This window comes from Paraburkholderia sp. NPDC080076 (genome assembly GCF_050281145.1).
Lineage (GTDB): Bacteria > Pseudomonadota > Gammaproteobacteria > Burkholderiales > Burkholderiaceae > Paraburkholderia.
This window is the reverse complement of sequence record NZ_JBNNWQ010000012.1, coordinates 59,479-79,103: the sequence shown is the minus strand read 5'-3', so window position 1 is coordinate 79,103 and position 19,625 is coordinate 59,479. Positions and strand designations below refer to the sequence as shown.

The window sequence follows — 19,625 nt, the reverse complement described above, 5'->3', positions numbered from 1 at the left end:
AGGAAGACTACGATGGCAAGAACTTCAGCGCTAACGCCGGACCAGGTGCCGGCCGAATCGAAACCGACGCTCGATGCGTTCACCAAAAATATCGGGTTCACCCCGAATATGATGGCGGCCTTCGCGCAGAGCCCGATCGCGTTCAACGCATGGGCCACCCTGCTCGGTTCCCTGAGCAGGGCGCTCGACGTAAAGACGCGTGACAGCATCGGCCTCGCTGTGTCCGAAGTGAACGGCTGCAACTACTGCCTGACGGTTCACAGCTTTACGGCCGAGCACATGGCGAAGCTGCCGGCTGATGAAATCATTCTCGCGCGCAAGGGCCATGCCACCGACGCGAAGCGGGACGCTGCCGTCCAGTTTGCGCGCAAGGTCATCGAGACCCGAGGGCAGGTCGGTGACGCCGATCTGAAAGCGGTTCGCGATGCCGGCTACACGGATGCAAACGTGATGGAGATCGTCGCGCTGGTAGCCATGTACTCGCTGACGAACTTTTTCAACAACGTGTTCGATCCCGAGAAGGACTTTCCCGCTGTTACGCCGGCTGGCTCGATTTGACGATATATCGACCATTTCCGGGTGTCCCAGGAGGTTGATGCGAGCGTAACGCGAAAGCCCGGATGCAAAAGATTCCTGATGCCAAAAGATTCTTGCGAACCCATCCGGGCTTACCGACAAGGTTTTGATGATGAGCGATCCCCACCATGCAAAACGAACGGTCGCCGTTGCACGTCTCCATTGTGGAGAAGCTGTCGTCAACGACGATTAGCATACGCTGGAGCGATCCTTGCCTGGGTCATTATGCGAATCAGATCTGGGGTATCGGTCTTGCGCACGCGGATGCGATTTGTGTGCTGTCCGGTAAGCCAATACGCCGCGGGGATTCGATATTTCGTCCGCGTGTACATCGATCGCATGTGCCTATCAATCGCCATCGGATGATTCTAGCTTCCGCTGTATCTGGCTTTTCCCAGAAACCATCACGTTAAAAAGTACCAAAACATGAGCACGTCACGAAAGGTTGTCGTCGTTACCGGCGCGTCGCAAGGGATCGGTGCCGCGATCGTTCAGGCATTTCGCAAGCTCGACTATGCCGTCGTTGCAACCTCACGTTCGATCAAGCCGTCGGACGACGCGAACGTCCTGACGGTAGCCGGTGACAGCGGCAACCCCGCGACCGCCCAACGTGTCATTTCCGAAGGCGTCGCGCGATTTGGCCGGATCGATACGCTGGTGAACAACGCGGGCATCTATATCGGAAAGCCTTTTACCGAACACACCGCTGAGGACTACGCCGCCGTGATGAACGTGAACATGGCGGGCTTCTATCACATCACGCAACTCGCGATCGCCGAGATGGAAAAGCATTCGAGTGGCCACGTGGTGAGCGTCACGGCCAGCATAGACCAGGTTGCAATCAGTGGGGTCTACTCGGTCCTGGCGGCTCTGACGAAGGGCGGCATCAACGCCGCCACGAAGTCACTGGCGATCGAGTACGCGAAGAAGGGCATTCGTGTAAACGCCGTCGCTCCGGGGAACATAAAGACGCCCATGCACGCGCCTGAAATTTATGAAGCGCTGGGAGCCTTCAACCCTATTGGACGTCTGGGCGAGACGAGCGACATCGCCGACGCCATCCTGTTTCTCGATTCTGCACCGTTTATCACCGGAGAGATCCTGCACGTCGACGGCGGGCAAAGTGCTGGCCGCTGAGATGCGCCGGCGCTGATCGTGAAGGAGGAAGAAAATGACACTCAGGCATCCCATTTTCACGCGCCGGCAGGCGCAGTAGTCCGGCCGGTGCCCCATCTTTTCCATGTCGAGGCCTAACGGAGTCCCATGTCCCAAGTCGACTGGCTGAGCCATCTCCTGCAAATGATCACCATCACCGGCCGGCTGGAGGTCCGCTGCGCCTACGGTGCGCCCTGGCGTGTGGCCTGGGATCAGTCCGCGGCGCATGAGATTCCCTACCACGTCGTGCTCAAGGGCCGGGCCATCATCGAGGATCCGGAGACAGAGACGGCCAGGGAACTGGTGGGCGGCGATATCGTGCTGCTGCCTCACGGGTCGGCGCACGTTCTGCACGATGGCAGTGGACATGCGCCTGGGCCTACTTACGAACGCCAGGGCTCCGCCGGATTGACGCTCAGCGAGAATGACGGCCAGGGCGAGCATCTGGACATGTTGTGCGGGCGATTTCTCATCGGGCCGCCTCATGACCGGCTGATTCGCAATTACCTGCCCACGAATCTGGTGGTACGGACCATGGAAGGCCATGGTGAAACGGATATCGGGTCTGCTTCGAATCACCTGGCCAGTTTCGTGGGTCTGATGCGCTCCGAGTCCACGGGCGACAAAGTGGGCGGATACGCCATCCTCAACGCGCTTAGTTCGGCGCTGTTCATGCTAGTACTGCGCGAGGCGAGCGAATCCGAGCAGGCCCCGGCAGGCCTGTTGGCGCTCGCAGGCCATCCACGACTGGCGCCGGCCATTTCAGCCATGTTCGCCGATCCCGCGCGGTCCTGGAGTCTGCCTGATCTGGCCGCCTTGTGCAGCATGTCACGCGCCACCTTCATGCGGCACTTCCAGGACACACTGGGGCGCTCGGCCATCGACCTGCTAACCGATATCCGCATGAGCCTGGCCGCAAACGAGCTGAAGAAGCCGACGATGACAACCGAGGCCGTCGCCGAATCGGTAGGGTATCAATCCGTGTCGTCATTCCGGCGTCTGTTTGCCGACAGGATGGGCATGACGCCGGGGCAATGGCGCCGTCTCGCGCGCCAGGGCCAGTAGTGGCACAAATTAGCGCTTCGCTTTCGGTGTGCAGGCTGGATGAAGTGCTAGAGGTGTCGGCGCGGGGCGGCCGCCCATTCGCGCGAGCGACCCTCGACGCGTTCGTCTATAACTGCAGCACGTGAACCTCGATCTCCACGAGACGACATGCGCCGTCCGCGCTGTGTGCCGAGGGATGGATCCCCCGGGTTGACTTGATCCTTTTGGACATTTTATTGAGTAAATCCGGTCTCGAAATCGGTACGGGGGAGGCCTAAAGTGGAGACTCCTAACCACGTGATGAAGGGTTCACAACATGAGCCGTATCGCTATTCCCGCCATCGAATCGGCAACTGGCGCCACCGCTGATATCTATGCGCGGGTCAGGAAGATTGCTGGCGGCCGGGTCCCGAACACGTACGCCGCGTTGGGCTACCTTCTACCGGCGTCTTTGGCCGCGGTGCTCGACGCCCAAGGCACATTGGACTCAGGCAGCCTGAGCCGGCAAGAGGTCGAAACCATCAAGCTGTTGGTCAGTGCGAAGACGGGCTGCGACGTTTGTGTGGCCGCCCACAGTTTTGTGGGCAAGAAGGTGGGCCTGCCGGTCGATGTCTTGCGCGCCATTCGCGTGGGGCAGGTCACGGGTGACGCCAAACGTGATGCACTGGTGCGCTTCGTGTCACACCTGCAGACCACGAGCGGCACGATCAGCGAGGACGAGTTTAATGCCATTCGTGCGGCTGGCTATACCGACACCCAGTTGGCGGAGATCTCGCTGACCGTCGCACTCGGAATCTTCACCAATACCTTCAATCGTATCAACGGCACCGACGTCGACTTTCCAGCCGTCGAGTGAAGGGCCTCGCCGGACAAGCTCGGCAGCACACATCCAGGGTGTCGCCCGGCAGCTCGCTGATGTAATGCCCGCCAAACCAGAGATATCGACTTATGACCGCACAATCCTTTGAGTTTGACGGACCACGTGCCTACAGGCTCGCCGGCAGGTTGGAACTACCGGACGGGGATGCGCAGAGCTGGGCCATACTCGCTCACTGCTTTACGTGCGGCAAGGACAGCCTGGCCGCCAGTCGCGTGGCGCGTGCGCTGGCCGCTCATGGCATTGGTGTGTTGCGCTTCGATTTTGCCGGACTAGGCAATAGCGGTGGGAGTTTTGCCGACACCACTTTCGCCGCGGACGTGGACGATCTGGTCGCGGCCGGCAACGCCATGACCAGAGACGGTAAATCCCCATCGATTCTCGTCGGCCATAGTCTTGGTGGCGCAGCCGTCTTGTTGGCGGCGGGCGAGATGCCGGGCATTCGTGCCGTGGCCACGCTGGGCGCCCCCTTTGATACCAGCCATGTTCTGCATCAGTTCGACCCGCGAAGCCTTCAAACCATTGAGACGCGAGGGGAAGCAGAGGTATTGCTGGCTGGCAGGCCGTTCGTCGTGCGCAAGAGTTTTGTCGACGACCTGGCGCGTCACAACCTGGCGTTCCGAATCGCCCAGTTGCGAATTCCATTGCTGGTCCTGCATTCGCCGCTGGATGCGACAGTGGGTATCGAGAATGCCGCGCGCATTTTTGCGGTCGCGAAGCACCCCAAGAGCTTCATTTCCCTGGACAACGCCGATCACCTGCTTACGCGCCGGGCCGACGCCGACTATGCCGCCGCGATGATAGCGACCTGGGCCAGCCGGTATCAGGTTTCAGAACCGTGAATGACAGCAGCTCTGCATAGAGCGAAAGCACTCGTGTCCCTCAACCTATCCCCACACCCATAGGAATCACCATGAACGATGGAACCACCATGACCAATGCAGTCATCGAATGTATCCTGAGCCGCAGCGCCGCCAAATATTACGATCCTGCCGTCACCCTGAGCGACGACCAGATTCGCGAGCTCGTGCGAATCGGCACCACCGCGCCGACATCCTTCCACCTGCAGAACTGGCGCTTCATCGCGGTACGCACGCGTGAAGCCAAGGCCCGGTTGAGTCCGATTGCCTGGAACCAGCCCGCGATCACCGATGCGGCCGTGACCTTCATCGTTTGCGGCCAGCTGGTCGATACCAGCGTCATACCGGAGCGGCTGGCGCCGCTGGTGGAGGCGGGCGTCATGCCGGCCGCGATGGTGCCCGAATGGGAAAACCCCGCACGCGATCTGTACATGGCGTACCCGCAGCGCCGGCGCGACGAGGCTGTACGCACCGCCACGTTCGGCGCGTCGGCGATGATCTATGCGGCCCGCTCACTGGGGCTGGGTTCGACGCCGATGATCGGTTTCGATGCCGAAGCGGTGCACCGCGAGTTCGGACTGGCCGGGGACGAAGTGCCGGTTCTGCTGCTGTCCGTCGGGGCGGAGCGTCCGGGAAACTGGGCGCAAAAGCCGCGCCGTCCCCTGACCGATGTGCTGGATCTCGTTTAGATGCGTCGCCGCGGCGGTGACCACGCCGAACGACCACGGGGCCGACAGAATGGGAGGCAAGCGCAAGGTACCTCCTACCTGAAGGCCTGATCACATTCGACCCCGGACTCGGGCACGAAGTAAGCCGAGGGATGGTTCCCAGATGAACTCTCCCAAACTAGTGAAACCAGTGACTTAGAGAGACCACGATGACAAGGACTACTACTTTAAAGCCGGACCAGGTGCCGGCCGAATCGAAACCGACGCTCGATGCGTTCACCAAAAATATCGGGTTCACCCCGAATATGATGGCGGCCTTCGCGCAAAGCCCGATCGCGTTCAACGCATGGGCCACGCTGCTCGGTTCCCTGAGCAAGGCGCTCGACGTGAAGACGCGTGACAGCATCGGCCTCGCTGTCTCCGAAGTGAACGGCTGCAACTACTGCCTGACGGTTCACAGCTTTACGGCCGAGCACATGGCGAAGCTGCCGGCTGATGAAATCATTCTCGCCCGGAAGGGCCATGCCACCGACCCGAAGCGGGACGCCGCCGTCCAGTTTGCGCGCAAGGTCATCGAGACCCGAGGGCAGGTCGGTGACGCCGATCTGAAAGCGGTCCGCGATGCCGGCTACACGGATGCAAACGTGATGGAGATCGTCGCGCTGGTAGCCATGTACTCGCTGACGAACTTTTTCAATAACGTGTTCGATCCCGAGAAGGACTTTCCCGCCGTTACGCCGGCTGGCTCGATCTGAACTCTATTCATTCGTTTGCGAGGGAATTCGGAAATGGCGATATACCACGCACAAGGAGAAGGACGATGAAGGCAATCATTGTGACGGACCAGGCTGCAGGAACAGGCGGGATGCGGCTGACGGAGCGACCCGAGCCGCACGCGGCGATAAACGACGTCATCGTGCAGGTTCACGCGTCGGGATTCACCTGGGATGAGCTGACGTGGCCCCCCACCTGGACCGACCGCGTGAACCGTGACCGAACACCGTCAATTCCTGGGCACGAGCTGGCCGGAGTGGTGACCGCTCTCGGCTATGGGACGACGGGGCTGTCAGTGGGACAGCGGGTGTTCGGTCTCACGGACTGGACTCGCGATGGCACGCTTGCCGAGTACGCGGCCGTCGAGGCGCGTAACCTCGCGCCGCTGCCAGGCGACGTTGACTTCACGGTAGGCGCGAGCCTGCCGATGCCGGGCCTGACTGCATGGCAGGGGTTGTTCCAGCACGGCCGCCTCAGGTCGGGGCAGAGCGTCCTCGTGCACGGCGCGGCCGGCGTGGTCGGGTCAATGGTGACCCAGCTTGCACGTGAGTACGGCGCCTACGTCATCGGTACCGGACGCGCTGCGCACCGTCAGACGGCGCTCGACTTCGGCGTGCAGGAGTTCGTCGACCTCGAGAACGACGCCCTGGAAGACGTCGGCGGCGTCGATCTGGTTTTCGATGTCTTTGGCGGCGACATCGCGAAGCGGTCCGCGGGCCTGATTCGAGCCGGAGGAACGCTGGTGACGATCGCCGGCCCGACCGAGGCGCGGCCTACGGACGGCCTGGTGGTCGACTTCGTGGTCGAGTCCGATCGTGCCCAGCTGGGTGAGATCGTCCAGCGGGTGCGGGACGGGCGACTGCGGACGAACATCGGCACCGTCGCGAGCCTCGATGATGCGGTTGCCGCCTTCAACCCGACCGGACGAATCGCGGGGAAGACGATCATCCGCGTTCGTTCGTGAGAAAGCGGGGGAGGGCGAACGGCTCTGCCCACCCCGTGGATCATCGTTGCTTTTTTGGCTCGTGGCGATCGTCCCGGCATGCATCCAGTCGGAAGAGTCGGCCATGCCCCGGCCCGACTCGACCCGCTCACCCAGGAAGAAAATGACACTCCTTCATCCAATTTTCACGCGCTGGCCGGCGCAGTACCCTGATCGGCTCCAGCTCTTTTCCTTACCGACACCCAACGGTGTGAAAGTCGGCATTATGCTGGAGGAGACGGGCCTTGCCTATGAGCCGCATCGCATCGACATCATGGCGCACGAGAACCACGATCCGGCCTTCCTCGCGCTCAACCCCAATGGCAAGATTCCGGCGATCTTCGATCCCGATGGTCCGGGCGGACGGCCGCTTGCGTTGTTTGAATCGGGAGCGATCCTGATCTATCTCGCCGACAAAACGGGACGGCTCCTCTCCACCGATCCCAACACGCGCTACGAAACGATCCAGTGGCTGATGTGGCAGATGGGCGGTGTCGGGCCGATGTTCGGCCAGGTGGGCTTCTTCAACAAATTCGCAGGCAAAGCCTATGAGGACAAGCGCCCGCGCGAGCGCTACGCAACCGAATCAGCCCGGCTGCTCGGTGTCCTCGACGAACGGCTCGCGGGCCGCGACTGGGTGATGGGGGCTGACTACAGCATCGCCGATATTTCACTGCTCGGCTGGGTACGCAACCTGATCGGCTTTTACGAAGCGCGCGAGCTCGTCGGTTTCGAGCGCTTCGGGCAGGTACAACGATGGCTCGAACGGGGTCTCGCGCGGACGGCGGTACAGCGCGGGCTGAAAGTGACGGCGGCCTGAAGCAGCGCTGGCAGAAAACACGGAAGAACAAAGACTAACCGATACCCGGAAGGAGATAGTCCATGAAGATCTGAACCATCATCGCTGTCACTTGCGCGACCCTTGCCATCCTGGTGGTTGACCCCGTCTCGGCCCATGACGGCGAAGCGGAAACCGTCACGAAGAACTACGAGCCGGCCATTCCCAATATTCCGGGCAAGTCACTGATTGCCGTGGAGTCGATTATGCACTGGGCGCGATCCATTCGATCAGCCGCAACGCGAGCAAGACCGAGCCGGCAAAGTTGCTCGCGGTATTCGTCCTCGACACCGATGACAAAACGCTGACCACGCCCATCAAATAACGAAAAGCTCACCCTGAGATCAACATTTGACGAGTTCTGTTCGTCGACGCATTGGGAGTCACCCAAATTCTTTTCAAGCGAGGATATCTATGAATGAAATCAACGCCGACATGAAGGCGATCATCAAACAGGCGATACTGTCGTTCGTCGCGACAGTCAACGAGGACGGGACACCCAATCTTTCGCCGAAGGCGTCTTTGACGGTCAACAACGGTGTTCTCTACTTCGCCGATATCGCATCGCCCGGGACGATACGGAACCTGAAGCTCAATCCCGCCGTGGAGATTAACGTCATCGACATCTTCCAGAGGCGCGGTTATCGATTCAAGGGCCGTGCGTTGATACTGACGCCGGGCGATGACGAGTATCTGAAGATCGCGGACTGGGTTCGGGCGACGAACGGCCTCGAGTATCCTGTCGATCACGTCGCCAGAATCGAAACCTCTTCGATTGTCCCATTGCTGTCGCCGGCCCATGTCTTCGCGGACCCTCCTCGAAGTCAGGACGAGATCAGGATGACTTACTATCAAAAGTATGGCGTGAAACCCATCATGGAGTAGGCGGGGGGTACGCTCGCGAGCGGCTCACGAGGCCGATCCTGTTGATGCGCCCGAACTGTCCATGCACCCTCTGACTCCTGGAATCGGTTGATCGCATCAAGGGGAAAGGGCGAGTCGTCCGCCGGAGTGGCCCCCTCTCTTCGGTCGACGAATCGGCGTCCAGTGGATTGTCGGCGCAGATCACTTCGATTGGGCGTTAGAGGTGTTCGGCCACGTCCGCGCGCCCCGTCCGCATTCAGAATGGCGGATATCTCAAGTTCAGGAGCATTCTATGCAATCAGTCGAGATCAAAGCTATTGAAAAGAACGATTTTGATATTTGGCTTCCGCTGTGGAAAGGCTATCAGCGATTTTACGAAGTGGATATCCCCGAGTCCGTGACGCTCGAGACATGGGGACGCTTTCTGGACCCGGTTGAGCCGATGCATGCCGCGCTTGCGATGGTGGATGAACAGGCGTTGGGGCTGGTGCATTCGATCTACCATCGATCCACCTGGACAGCGGGCGACTACTGCTATCTGCAAGATCTGTTCGTTGCGCACGATGCGCGTGGCAGCGGCATCGGCCGCGCGCTGATCGAGCATGTCTACGCGGATGCGAAACGTCGCGGGCTGTGCCGTGTGCACTGGCTTACACACGAAACCAACCATACCGCTATGCGGCTTTACGACCGCGTCGGTGATCGCTCGCCTTTCATTCAGTACCGGAAACTATTCGCCTGACACGACGGCGCGGGGCCGTCCCCAGCACTCGTGCGGCGCACCGTGCGGCATGTCACGAGACACCTTCATGCGGCAGTTTCAGGACAGGCTGGGGCGCTCGGCCGTCGAACTGCTGACCGATATCCGCATGAGCCTGGTCGTCAACGGGCTGAAGGAGCCGGCGATGACCGTGAAGGTCGTGGCCGGGTCGATAGGGTATCGATCCGTGTCGGTATTCCGGCGTGTGTTCACCGACAGGATGGGCATGACGGCGGGACAATGGCGTCGCCTCGCGCGCGAACGCGAATGGCGACGCTTCGTTTGCGGAATACCGCACGAATGAGGCGGAGATGCACTAACGCGGGGCGAGCCTTTCTTTCGACCAGACCTCGTTCGGTCCTGGTCAAGCAATGACGCGCAGTCCGACATGCACACCCCAGTTGCAACTATCCCAGATCCACGGAGGATCGGAACTCTCCTTCCGTTTCATTTGGGCAAGCGATCCACGACGCGCTCGTCTCTACCTTCAAGTATTTTGAACCTCGATCTCGACGAAACGACTCGTATCGTGCCATCCCGCAACGCGGCCGCGGGAACGGATCGCCTCGTTGCCTTGATCCTTTTGGGCATTTTATTGAGCATATTTAGTCTCGAAACGGAAACCGGGTAGCTCTAAAGTGGAGCCTCCTAACGAACCGACGAACAACCTGAACGGGAAATCCAAAATGAGCATTCGAGCAAATCAGTATCGTCTACAAATCGCTGAAAAGAGCGTTGGATCGCTCTCTATTCTGGCCCTGCTCAGATGGGCGCTGGTGGTCATCTTTCTTTGGTTCGGTGCAATGAAATTCACCGCCTACGAAGCCAACGGCATCGCGCCGTTCATCGTCAACAGCCCGATCATGAGCTGGTTGCACGCGCTATTGGGAGTTCAAGGGGCAAGTAACGTTATAGGCGTCCTTGAGCTGTCGACCGCGGCTGCTCTGATTCTCGGAGCCTTCCTGCCCATTTTCTCCGCATTGGGCGCGGCGATGTCGACGGCGACCTATCTGATCACGCTCACCTTCTTCTTGAGCACCCCTGGAGTAGCTGAAGCGACGGCGGGCGGATTTCCGGCCATTTCAGCTGTACCTGGCCAGTTTCTTCTTAAGGATCTTGTTCTGCTGGCTGCATCGGTTTCTCTCTTTCTAGCGTCAGTCCAGGGCTCGCGGACCAACCCTCAGAAATCGTGACGTGAACAGATGGCCGGACATCTGAACCGGCTTATTCGACAGGAGATGATATATGACGCACACGAGCGCAGCGAATGGCAAAGAGGCCGCCTATCACGGCGTACCGGCGGAAGACGATTACGGCTATGCACAGGCGATCAAGGTCGGAAACATGATCTATGTGTCCGGTCAGCTTAGTCATGACAACATGGGGGTCATGATCGCGCCGGCCGCGCTCGATGAAACCGGCAAGCCAGCCGACTTCTCGACGATGGCGGAGCAGATGCGGGTGACCTATGCAAACGCTGCAAAGATCCTGGCAAAGTTCGGAGCCACCCTCGACCATGTGGTGGAAGAGACGATCTATGTCCTCGATGTCGATGAGGCTTTCGCGATAGCGGGCAAGGTGCGCAAGGAAGCCTATGCTACGGCGCGGCCTCAGTGCGCCAGCAATCTGATCGGCGTTTCGAGGCTGGCGTTTCCTGAGCAACTCATCGAAATCGTCTTCAAAGCAGTGCTGCCTACGGTATAGGCGGCCCCTGATGATCGAGCCGATTTGATATCTCATCGAAAAGATAGGCACCGCTCCAAAAGTGAATTGTCCAGAGCATCCTTAGCAGTCGCCCGAATTCGACAAGATCGATACGAGTGCCGCGTATTTGCTTTGTTGAGGCCGCAGCCATTGGCGCATCCGATTAGAGCGATTGGTCTGACACAAGCGTGGATAGGTGAACTTTCGATACCGCCAAGCATTTAAATTGCCTTCGAGAAGCTCATGAAAGATCGTCGGCAAGGAGAGCACCTGCACCGCCAGAAACATTCCACCCACGAAGAGGAAGAGGAAAGCAACATGAAACAGTCCCCTCAAATCGGCGACAGGATCACCGACAAATCGGCACCGCCCGATGAGCGCACTGTCCGCAGTTGGATCGGGCCAGAGGCGTTCGAGCATTGGGCCGAGCTGCAGAGCTGGATCGAGGCTTCCTACCCCGGTGTTTTCGCGCCAGAGTGGCTCTATGGTGGCAAGAAACGCGGTTGGTCACTGCGCTACAAGAAGACCAAGGCGTTCTGCACCTTGCTGCCGGCATACAGGCTGTTTTCGGTTCTGGTGGTCTTGGGGCGAGCAGAGCGAGAGAAGTTTGAGGAGCGGCGTTATTCCTGGCGACCACAGTTGGTCAAGCTTTACGATGAAGCCCGAGCATACCCTGACGGCAAATGGTTGACTGTTGCGGTCTCATCCGCAGATGATTGGCGTGAGGTGACAGAGCTTGTGAGCATGAAGCGCCCACCGCTATCATGCGGTTGAATGTCGCGGAAGTTCCGCGGATTCAACCGGTCGATGCATCACAATGGAAGCCGCGTTAGCGGTGGGAGTGTTGCCCTGAAGCAGAGACCCCGGATCTATTACAGCGAAAGTTGGAAGGCCAGAGGAACTACTGTAACCAGACGTGAACCCCCACACTCTGTCAGCTCGAGGGGCCGGCGGAAGATACCCAAGGCGACCGTTAAGTGACATTCGCGAACGTCTCGCACGATACTCCAGCAAACCCGCCATGAGACGAGGCGCAGTTCCCATCTCAATGATCGGATACGCGGCGTTTGCTGGAAAGGCACTCCGTTCCGGCGGAATCTCCGGCGGCCGTGGAGTGCCGGTGAGTTGTCGATTCAGGTCAGAGCGACACGATCTGCCGCAAGAGTTCCAACGCTTTCATCTCGTCCAGGCGGCCGGTGCGTGCCTTACCCGCGAGCGTCTTGATCAGCGCCTCTGCTATCGGTTCAATACCTATCAGATCGTCCAGGCTCGTCACGGAAGCATAACGGTGTGGCTCCGCGATAATCTCTGTGACGGAGGCCAGCGCGGGCTGCGGGTGAGAGGCGGACGACGGGACATCACGGTCAACAGCTTGCCGAACGTCCGGATCGGCGGCTGATGGGAGCACCGCATCCTGTTGCTCCACAACTGACTTCGTTTCGGCGGCGACGTCCGTGTGATCTGCCTCCGACGGGTCGGTGTTTCGTCGGCGCGCGGTTTTCGCTTTCTTAACCGCAGGCTTTCTTGCCACCGTAGCTTCCGGTTTTAAAGCAGCTGGCAGTTCCTGCTGATCAGGTGCATGTCGACCGGACCGTGGATCTGGATCAAGCAGAGCCGAGACCGATTCAGGGATGTCTCTGACTGAACGGGGAACGTCCAGCCACGCGGTTGGCAGACCAAGACGTTCGGTGAAGCGGTTGGCTTCGGCGTCGTCCATGCGCTTCTGTCCATACAGACGATTGTCGAGGTTGGAGGCGCTGATACTCACTACTGCGCTCAGCCGCACCTTCGATCCCTTACGGTGGGTAAGCACATGCAGATTGGCACGACGGATGTTTTCCAACGCTGCGACGTCGTTCAGTGGCAACGATTGCTGAGTCCCTGACTTTGGAGACGCTTTGGCTCTCGCTGACGCAGATTTCGACGGGGGAGTCGTGGCAGGCTTTGCCCCTGCGGGATTACTCTTCGCGGCGGCCTTTGGCGAACTGCCATCGGTCCTCTTTGACATTTCTGATTCCCTGGGCAAACGATCTGTGGGGGTAGGGCGGGAATTCGCCTGTGTGGCGGGAACCGTCTCCAATACCTGCCCGTGCGCTGATTCCGGTTCAGCATTCGGGTGAATAAAGTCGAGCGGCGCCCTCAAGCGACTGATGGTCTCGGACGGGAGGGTGGGATGAGGTTGATCGAAAAACCCATCCGGTAACCCGAGCGTCGTTTCGATGTGGAAGGCCGTCTCAGGTGTGAATCTCTCGCCATTCATCAGTTCGGTTACGCGCGTCAGGTTCGAATCGAGTCCTAGTGCGATGTTCTCCGCGCCCACTGCATCGACCAAAAATTTAAAGGAACGCGTTTTGAAAATAGACGCCGTCTGGGCCGGGTCTCGGGCAGGTGGCGCCTTTACGTATGATTTGTTCTGTCGGTAAGATGACGTTTTTGAAGGTTGGCGCGACTGACGCGGGCCCTTGTCCCGAGATCCCGAGTATCGCCCGTGTGCTTGACTCATAAAGTGGGGCTCTCCGCCGGTGAAATCACTATCAATGCAGGGATTATAAGGGAGGGGAGACCTCATGCGGAGCCTTGAGCAAGTGCGACCATCTATGCCTATCGACTCTGTCTGGCGCATGGTGCTTCGTCTTGGATTCCCGTTCGCTCGCGCCTGGTGGCACCTTCGACGGCCTCGCCATGAGGGAGCGCTAGTAGCAATCTACGTCGGGCGGGCGCTATTACTGGTGGAGTCATCGTACCGGGCCGAGTGGAATTTTCCCGGCGGCAGTGTCCGGCCCGGAGAGACGCCTGATACAGCGGCGCAGCGCGAGATGGAGGAGGAGATTGGTTTCTCGTCGTGCCCATTACTTCCCGCGGGCAGCGCCTGCGGCATTTGGGACGGGCGAAGAGACCGGGTGCATTTCTTTGAACTGCACCTCGATTGCATACCCGAGTTGCGGCTTGATAATCGTGAGATTATCGCCGCGCATCTGGTATCGCCAGAGGAATTGCACGGCATCGCGCTGACAGGGGCGGTCGCTGCGTATCTCGGCAGAGATCTCTGCCGTTAGTTGGCCCTTTTCCTTTCGGGACATCTCGACGGGCAGTTCAATGCGGCCAGCAAGCAGGGCGGAATTCATCGAGAGAGTGCTCTTCCGACCGGATATCGGACGCACGCGCGGCCAGGGCGAGGGTCCACAACGGGGTGCAGCGCGTGGCGGTCGAGCGCGCGTTGACAACCCGCTCCGAGTTGAGTCGCAACGAGTGGCGAATCGGCAGCCCACTTTTGAGTCATGTGTTCAGGCGTCAGGAATCGGAACCCGGGACGAAAACTTCACCTCGCGTAGCGCAAGACTCGATTGTATCGACGCGATGCCCGGCTGCCGTCGTAGCACCCGCTCGACAAATTCACCGTATGCGTCCAGATCAGCGGCGACCACCTGCAGAATATAGTCCGCATCGCCTGTGATTTTGTGGCACGAGAGGACTTCCGGTCGACCGCGGATGACGGCCTCGAAGTTATCCGCGGTTTTGTCCGAGTGCACATTGAACCGGAGATGCACGAACGCAAGAAGATTCAGGCCGACCGCGCGCCGGTCGATGTTCGCCTGGTAACCGGTAATCACACCTTCGTCTTCCAGGTGCTTGCGCCGCCTCCAGCATGGCGTCACGCTCAGCGAGAGTTTCTCCCCGAGTGCGGCATTCGACACGGCACCATCGTCCTGAAGCAGGCGCAACATCGAGCGGTCGACCGCGTCCATTTCTATTTTTGGGCGATTTGTGCTCATCTTTCATTCCTGTTAGACAAATTTCCCAAAATATTAGGCTTTTCCGCATCCGAAAGCAAAATCAATGCGGCCGCCGCTCAATAAACTGTTGGCTGTCTTCAACGCGGCAGTCAACCATGCTCACCATTTACAGTAGCGATCATCGCTTGCACCATGGCGTCGAACTAAAGGACGGCGCCATCTCCGATTCCTTCGAGAAGCCCCTCCGCGCCGAGACGGTGCTCGCGCAAGTGAGGGCAACCGGACTCGGCGATGTCATCAGCCCGAAGGCCTACCAATGCGCGGACTATGCAGGCGCGCACAGCCAGCGGTACGTCGACTTTCTGGCAGGAGCGTGGCACGAGTGGCTTGCAACGGGCAGAACCTGTCAGGCTCTGCCACTCGTCTGGCCCGTGAGGGGACTGCCCGGTCACGAGTTGCCCGAATTCATCGATGGCAAGCTTGGCTTCTTTTCGATGGACGCCGGATCCCCCATCAACGCGGGTACGTGGGCCGCGATCAGTTCCAGCGCCAACTCGGCACTGACCGGCATGGATGCGTTGTCGGGTGGCGCGCGCGCCGCATTCGCGCTTTGCCGCCCGCCCGGTCACCATGCTGGTCGTGAATACATGGGCGGCTATTGTTACTTGAACAACGCGGCGATTGCGGCCCAGCATTGCATCGACGGCGGCGCAAAGCGCGTAGCCGTTCTCGACATCGACTTCCATCACGGCAACGGCACGCAAGACATTTTCTACGATCGACCTGATGTTCTATTCGTATCGACTCATGGCGATCCCACGGTGTCCTATCCATATTTCTCGGGGTATGCCGACGAACGTGGCGTCGGCGCGGGAGAGGGTTTCAACCTGAACCTGCCCCTTCCGAGGGGAACGGCCTGGGAAGGCTTCGACCACGCGCTGCGCCACGCCGGCACGGCGATCGGGCAGCATGCACCCGACGCACTGGTCATTTCTCTCGGGGTCGACACGTTCGAAGACGACCCCATCAGCCACTTCCGCCTGCGCACGCCGGACTATCTGCGCATCGGCGAGGCGATCGCAAGCTTCAACGTCCCCACGCTTTTCGTGATGGAGGGCGGATATATGGTCGACGAGATTGGAATCAACGCGGTCAACGTTCTGTTGGGCTTTGAAGGTAGAGCCTGATGTCGTTTTACCGATTCGTCGCTTTGCGATCCGACCGTCGCCCGCATACAAGGAGCTAAAAGCATGACGCGATACATAGATGTAAACGATGTTTCAAAGCTGGTCGCCGAGGTCGGCATGACACAAGTCCTGACGACCATGGCGTCTTACATCGAACAGGACTATCGCCGTTGGGATACGTTCGAAAAGACTGCCCGGCTGGCAAGCCATTCGACCGATGGCGTGATTGAACTGATGCCGACGTCGGATAACCGGCTGTATTCGTTCAAGTACGTCAATGGACATCCGAAGAATACACAGTCTGATCTGCTCACGGTCATGGCATTCGGCGTGCTCGCGGATGTGGACACGGGCTATCCGTTGCTCCTGAGCGAGATGACGTTGACGACGGCTATTCGGACGGCCGCGACTTCAGTGCTATTTGCACGCTACCTTGCACGACCGGACTCGCGCTCGATGGCCATGATCGGCAACGGCGCGCAAAGCGAATTTCAGGCCATTGCGTTTCACCAGATGTTGGGCATCGAAGAGATCAGAGTCTTCGACGTCGACGAGACCGCGACGGAAAAGCTCGTGCACAACCTCGCGCCGTACAGGGCGCTTCGAGTGATCCGGATCGACTCCACGGCGGACGCGGTCCGCGGCGCGGACATCGTGACCACGGTTACCGCGGACAAGACAAACGCGACGATTCTGACGCCGGAGATGATCGAAGACGGCATGCATATCAACGCCGTCGGCGGCGATTGTCCGGGCAAGACGGAATTGCATGCCGATGTTCTCCGGCGCGCACGTGTCGTTGTCGAGTACGAGCCGCAGACGCGCATCGAAGGCGATATTCAGCAGCTCACGCCGGACTTTCCTGTCGTCGAGTTCCACCGGATCGTGTCCGGCACGGAAAAAGGCCGCGAATCCGCCTCGCAGGTCACCGTGTTCGACTCGGTCGGTTTCGCGCTGGAAGACTTCTCCGCGCTGCGCTACCTCAATGCCGCGTCACGCGAACGGAACATCGGCATCGAACTCGATCTTATTCCCACGCCGCCTGATCCGAAGAATCTCTATGGCGTGGCGATAGGTAGCGCCTCGTGCGAACCGTTGAAGCGCGTCGATACCGCGCTGGCTGACACGATTCGTCATTGATTGAACAGGCGCCTTTGGCGCGGCACAAAGAGGAGGGGACATGACTCAGCAAAGCCTCAACACGACGTACCGGGTTGTCGCCACCGACGCGCAACGCTTGCGCACAGGGAGGTTGCCTCGGCTGCAGCGCGACTCGATCAGTTCCTCGGCCGGAACGGTGTGGCGAGCGATGAACGCGGGACCGTGATCAGCGACGACGCTGGTGAATTTGCAAAGACGGTCGGGGGCGTCAGCTCGCTCGCGGCCGGATCCTCGGATTAACGAGGTCATCGGTACGCTGACACTGACGGCGGAGTCGGAGTTGTATAAATAGCGGCAACGACGACTTCCGATTCGCCCGCCTAAGTCGTCCGGCCAGTCATGTGCCTGAACAGCTGGCGGAACGTGCTGAGCGCTTAGGCAGGCGTGCCGCCGACATCGAGGGCATAGACGTCGCCGTGAAGGTGTCGCGACAGTTCGGATGCAGCATGGTGCAGCAGACTGAGTTGTTTCACCGCAGGCGGCTCAGTGATGCTCTCGACGGAGCCGATGATTGCGATCACGCCGGCGAGCGTCGCGCCGTCGCGGAAGACCGGCACGGCCAGTGTATTGATACCTGGCATCATTTCTCCGGCGCAAACATCGAACCGCGTTGAGCGAATGCGTGCAAGGCGCTTCTCGAGTCGCGTCAGCGCCGCTTTGGAAAAGCTTGAGTCTTCCTTCAGTAAATCCCCGACCAGCGCCTGACGCTCAGTCTCAGTGGCAAATGCCATTGTGACGCGGCCAAGCGCTGAGCAATGCGGTGGCGGCCGGTTCCCCGGTTTGACGCTCACGCAGATGCGCGCATAGATGTTGTCGACCGAGTCGATCACCATCGGCAGGCCATTGGTAGGTACGGCCAACACGACCGTTTCATGCAACGCGTCGCGCAGGTCGAGCAGATAGGGTTGAGCGAGGCGGCGTAGATCAAACTGGTTTCCAGCCGCTTCGCCCAGCTGAAAAATTCTCCATCCCAATCGGTACCGATCGTTGGAGGCGTCCTGCTCAATCATGCCGACTTCCTTCAGCGTCACGAGATGTCGATGCACGCGCGGTTTCGTTTCCGAAAGCAAGTCCGCCAGTTCAGTCACGCCCATAGCGCGTTGAGCCAGCGCCATTGCTTCCATGATGCGCACCGATACCTTGACCGCATCCACCGAGTTCAGCTTCTTCTCCGTCATACGTCCTTCTCTTTTTCACGCGTGAAACGAGAGATTAGCAGGCCGCGACGCCCATCAAGCGATTTCGCTGCTGACAGTTGCAAGCAAAAAAATTAGCGTGTTATGCTGATCGTAACGATGTATCGCTAAACGTAACGATTTAAGTGATCATGGAAAAACTCCACGATGTAGCCGGGGAAGTGTCTCAACAAGGCGCGCCGATTCCTTGCGACGTGCTGACCGGCTACCTCGGCAGCGGCAAAACAACCTTCCTGAATCGTTTCCTGAAGAGCTCCGAGGCTCTGGGGACCGCCGTCGTGGTCAACGAGGTGGGTGAAATCGGTATCGATCAGGTGATCCTCGGTGAGGTGTCGGACAACGTCTTGCTGCTTGACTCGGGGTGCCTGTGCTGCTCATTGAACGGCGCGCTGCGCGAGACCTTGCTGAATATTGCCGCACAGGCAAAGCGGATCGGTATGCCACTGCGCAAGGTGGTTGTTGAAACGACAGGACTCGCCGAGCCATTGCCCGTCCTGCATTCGCTGATCGGTGATAGGGCGCTCGCGGGCTACTTTGCACTCGGACGCGTGATCACCACGGTCGACGCCCGATTGGCCGCAGAGCAGATCAAGATGCAGCGCGAGACCGCTCGGCAAATCGCGGTGGCGGACGTGCTGGTGATAACCAAGACGGATCTGGTGGACGCGGCGCAAGTGTCCGCTGTGGGCACCATGACAATCGCGATGAATCCGCGAGCACGCCGGATCGATGCGGCAGCCGATAACGCGCTTCACGCCGCCTTCTGCGAGGCGACGCCCGACAGAGAGCCGATTGCGCCGCTGGAAGCGCTGGCCCCTCAGCATGAGCACGGGCACCACGATCACGCCCGTGGCGTGCATGAGACGTCCGTGGGCGCAGAGAGCTTCTGGATCGATGGAGACACCTCGTGGCCCGGCATCGCGGCGTGGTGGCAACTGGTCGTCGAAAGATACGGCGCACGGTTGCTGCGCTGCAAGGGATTATTTCGCCTGAAAGAGACTCAGGCGGCCGTGCTGATTCAGGGTGTCGGCACGCACTTCTATCCGCCGGAGACACTTTTGCGCTGGCCCATCGGTGATAACCGTGCGCGATTGACGGTTATCGGCGAGGCGCTCGAACGCGACTGGCTGGCGTCGAGCTTGCGTGCTTTGCGGATAGATGAGGCGGGGTTGCTGCCCCGCAATCTGGACGAACTCGACCGTATATTGCCCGGACAACATTGATCACAGTATTTGCGGAGTCTTC

At 59.6% G+C, this 19,625-nt stretch carries 23 protein-coding genes and 2 pseudogenes; 22 read left to right on the top strand and 3 right to left on the bottom strand.

What is annotated here, in order from left to right:
• Positions 1 to 12: 12 nt before the first annotated feature.
• The 17 genes and pseudogenes from ACQKRQ_RS34950 to ACQKRQ_RS34870 all read left to right on the top strand — a co-directional run bounded on the left by ACQKRQ_RS34950 (position 13) and on the right by ACQKRQ_RS34870 (position 11,876).
• Positions 13 to 558, top strand: coding sequence for a carboxymuconolactone decarboxylase family protein (locus ACQKRQ_RS34950; protein WP_132380042.1), 546 nt, complete (start codon positions 13 to 15; stop codon positions 556 to 558).
• A gap of 146 nt (positions 559 to 704) precedes the next feature.
• Positions 705 to 989 carry a DUF3331 domain-containing protein gene (locus ACQKRQ_RS34945; protein WP_132380043.1) on the top strand — a complete coding sequence of 95 codons (285 nt, stop codon included), beginning with the start codon at positions 705 to 707 and terminating at the stop codon, positions 987 to 989.
• 13 nt (positions 990 to 1,002) lie between these two features.
• On the top strand, positions 1,003 to 1,713 hold the full coding sequence (locus tag ACQKRQ_RS34940) for an SDR family NAD(P)-dependent oxidoreductase (protein ID WP_427482085.1): 711 nt from the start codon (positions 1,003 to 1,005) through the stop codon (positions 1,711 to 1,713).
• A gap of 126 nt (positions 1,714 to 1,839) precedes the next feature.
• Positions 1,840 to 2,796: a cupin domain-containing protein gene (locus ACQKRQ_RS34935; RefSeq protein WP_427482084.1), complete on the top strand. Its 957-nt coding sequence runs from the start codon at positions 1,840 to 1,842 to the stop codon at positions 2,794 to 2,796.
• A 295-nt stretch (positions 2,797 to 3,091) separates the two neighbouring features.
• A complete protein-coding gene (locus ACQKRQ_RS34930) occupies positions 3,092 to 3,631 on the top strand; it encodes a carboxymuconolactone decarboxylase family protein (RefSeq protein ID WP_427482082.1) in 540 nt (179 codons plus the stop codon).
• 92 nt (positions 3,632 to 3,723) lie between these two features.
• Positions 3,724 to 4,494, top strand: a complete 771-nt coding sequence (locus tag ACQKRQ_RS34925; protein ID WP_427482081.1) for an alpha/beta hydrolase family protein — start codon at positions 3,724 to 3,726, stop codon at positions 4,492 to 4,494.
• A gap of 71 nt (positions 4,495 to 4,565) precedes the next feature.
• Positions 4,566 to 5,201, top strand: coding sequence for a nitroreductase family protein (locus ACQKRQ_RS34920; protein ID WP_427482080.1), 636 nt, complete (start codon positions 4,566 to 4,568; stop codon positions 5,199 to 5,201).
• 188 nt (positions 5,202 to 5,389) lie between these two features.
• On the top strand, positions 5,390 to 5,935 hold the full coding sequence (locus ACQKRQ_RS34915) for a carboxymuconolactone decarboxylase family protein (RefSeq protein ID WP_427482078.1): 546 nt from the start codon (positions 5,390 to 5,392) through the stop codon (positions 5,933 to 5,935).
• A 65-nt stretch (positions 5,936 to 6,000) separates the two neighbouring features.
• The gene (locus tag ACQKRQ_RS34910; RefSeq protein WP_427482077.1) at positions 6,001 to 6,918 is read left to right on the top strand and encodes an NADP-dependent oxidoreductase; all 918 of its coding nucleotides are present in this window, start codon (positions 6,001 to 6,003) and stop codon (positions 6,916 to 6,918) included.
• 142 nt (positions 6,919 to 7,060) lie between these two features.
• Positions 7,061 to 7,756: a glutathione S-transferase N-terminal domain-containing protein gene (locus ACQKRQ_RS34905; protein ID WP_427482075.1), complete on the top strand. Its 696-nt coding sequence runs from the start codon at positions 7,061 to 7,063 to the stop codon at positions 7,754 to 7,756.
• 77 nt (positions 7,757 to 7,833) lie between these two features.
• Positions 7,834 to 8,099 (top strand): annotated as a pseudogene (locus ACQKRQ_RS34900) (hypothetical protein).
• An 89-nt stretch (positions 8,100 to 8,188) separates the two neighbouring features.
• Positions 8,189 to 8,659 carry a pyridoxamine 5'-phosphate oxidase family protein gene (locus tag ACQKRQ_RS34895; protein ID WP_427482074.1) on the top strand — a complete coding sequence of 157 codons (471 nt, stop codon included), beginning with the start codon at positions 8,189 to 8,191 and terminating at the stop codon, positions 8,657 to 8,659.
• Between the two features lie 271 nt (positions 8,660 to 8,930).
• Positions 8,931 to 9,380 carry a GNAT family N-acetyltransferase gene (locus ACQKRQ_RS34890; RefSeq protein WP_427482072.1) on the top strand — a complete coding sequence of 150 codons (450 nt, stop codon included), beginning with the start codon at positions 8,931 to 8,933 and terminating at the stop codon, positions 9,378 to 9,380.
• Between the two features lie 43 nt (positions 9,381 to 9,423).
• Positions 9,424 to 9,702, top strand: a pseudogene (locus tag ACQKRQ_RS34885) (helix-turn-helix transcriptional regulator); the annotation flags it as partial.
• 382 nt (positions 9,703 to 10,084) lie between these two features.
• On the top strand, positions 10,085 to 10,591 hold the full coding sequence (locus ACQKRQ_RS34880; protein WP_427482070.1) for a YkgB family protein: 507 nt from the start codon (positions 10,085 to 10,087) through the stop codon (positions 10,589 to 10,591).
• Between the two features lie 52 nt (positions 10,592 to 10,643).
• Positions 10,644 to 11,102, top strand: a complete 459-nt coding sequence (locus ACQKRQ_RS34875) for a RidA family protein (RefSeq protein ID WP_427482068.1) — start codon at positions 10,644 to 10,646, stop codon at positions 11,100 to 11,102.
• A gap of 318 nt (positions 11,103 to 11,420) precedes the next feature.
• Positions 11,421 to 11,876 (top strand): DUF3788 domain-containing protein, encoded by a 456-nt coding sequence (locus tag ACQKRQ_RS34870; protein WP_427482322.1) that lies wholly within the window; start codon positions 11,421 to 11,423, stop codon positions 11,874 to 11,876.
• A gap of 364 nt (positions 11,877 to 12,240) precedes the next feature.
• Here the strand turns inward: ACQKRQ_RS34870 and ACQKRQ_RS34865 are convergent, their stop codons facing one another.
• Positions 12,241 to 12,945 (bottom strand): hypothetical protein, encoded by a 705-nt coding sequence (locus tag ACQKRQ_RS34865; protein WP_427482066.1) that lies wholly within the window; start codon positions 12,943 to 12,945, stop codon positions 12,241 to 12,243.
• A gap of 724 nt (positions 12,946 to 13,669) precedes the next feature.
• Between ACQKRQ_RS34865 and ACQKRQ_RS34860 the strand changes: the two genes are divergently transcribed.
• On the top strand, positions 13,670 to 14,158 hold the full coding sequence (locus ACQKRQ_RS34860) for an NUDIX domain-containing protein (protein ID WP_427482065.1): 489 nt from the start codon (positions 13,670 to 13,672) through the stop codon (positions 14,156 to 14,158).
• A gap of 228 nt (positions 14,159 to 14,386) precedes the next feature.
• Here ACQKRQ_RS34860 and ACQKRQ_RS34855 read toward each other — a convergent pair whose 3' ends face one another.
• On the bottom strand, positions 14,387 to 14,875 hold the full coding sequence (locus ACQKRQ_RS34855; protein ID WP_168790669.1) for an Lrp/AsnC family transcriptional regulator: 489 nt from the start codon (positions 14,873 to 14,875) through the stop codon (positions 14,387 to 14,389).
• 116 nt (positions 14,876 to 14,991) lie between these two features.
• On the opposite strand from ACQKRQ_RS34855, the gene ACQKRQ_RS34850 reads away from it, so the two are divergent.
• The 3 genes from ACQKRQ_RS34850 to ACQKRQ_RS34840 all read left to right on the top strand — a co-directional run bounded on the left by ACQKRQ_RS34850 (position 14,992) and on the right by ACQKRQ_RS34840 (position 17,350).
• The gene (locus ACQKRQ_RS34850; protein WP_427482063.1) at positions 14,992 to 16,023 is read left to right on the top strand and encodes a histone deacetylase family protein; all 1,032 of its coding nucleotides are present in this window, start codon (positions 14,992 to 14,994) and stop codon (positions 16,021 to 16,023) included.
• Between the two features lie 63 nt (positions 16,024 to 16,086).
• The gene (locus ACQKRQ_RS34845) at positions 16,087 to 17,163 is read left to right on the top strand and encodes an ornithine cyclodeaminase (protein WP_427482061.1); all 1,077 of its coding nucleotides are present in this window, start codon (positions 16,087 to 16,089) and stop codon (positions 17,161 to 17,163) included.
• A gap of 40 nt (positions 17,164 to 17,203) precedes the next feature.
• Positions 17,204 to 17,350 (top strand): hypothetical protein, encoded by a 147-nt coding sequence (locus ACQKRQ_RS34840; RefSeq protein ID WP_427482059.1) that lies wholly within the window; start codon positions 17,204 to 17,206, stop codon positions 17,348 to 17,350.
• Between the two features lie 208 nt (positions 17,351 to 17,558).
• On the opposite strand, the gene ACQKRQ_RS34835 is transcribed toward ACQKRQ_RS34840, so the two are convergent.
• Positions 17,559 to 18,362: an IclR family transcriptional regulator gene (locus ACQKRQ_RS34835; protein WP_408291195.1), complete on the bottom strand. Its 804-nt coding sequence runs from the start codon at positions 18,360 to 18,362 to the stop codon at positions 17,559 to 17,561.
• A gap of 149 nt (positions 18,363 to 18,511) precedes the next feature.
• Between ACQKRQ_RS34835 and ACQKRQ_RS34830 the strand changes: the two genes are divergently transcribed.
• Positions 18,512 to 19,603 (top strand): CobW family GTP-binding protein, encoded by a 1,092-nt coding sequence (locus ACQKRQ_RS34830; protein WP_427482057.1) that lies wholly within the window; start codon positions 18,512 to 18,514, stop codon positions 19,601 to 19,603.
• Positions 19,604 to 19,625: the final 22 nt, after the last annotated feature.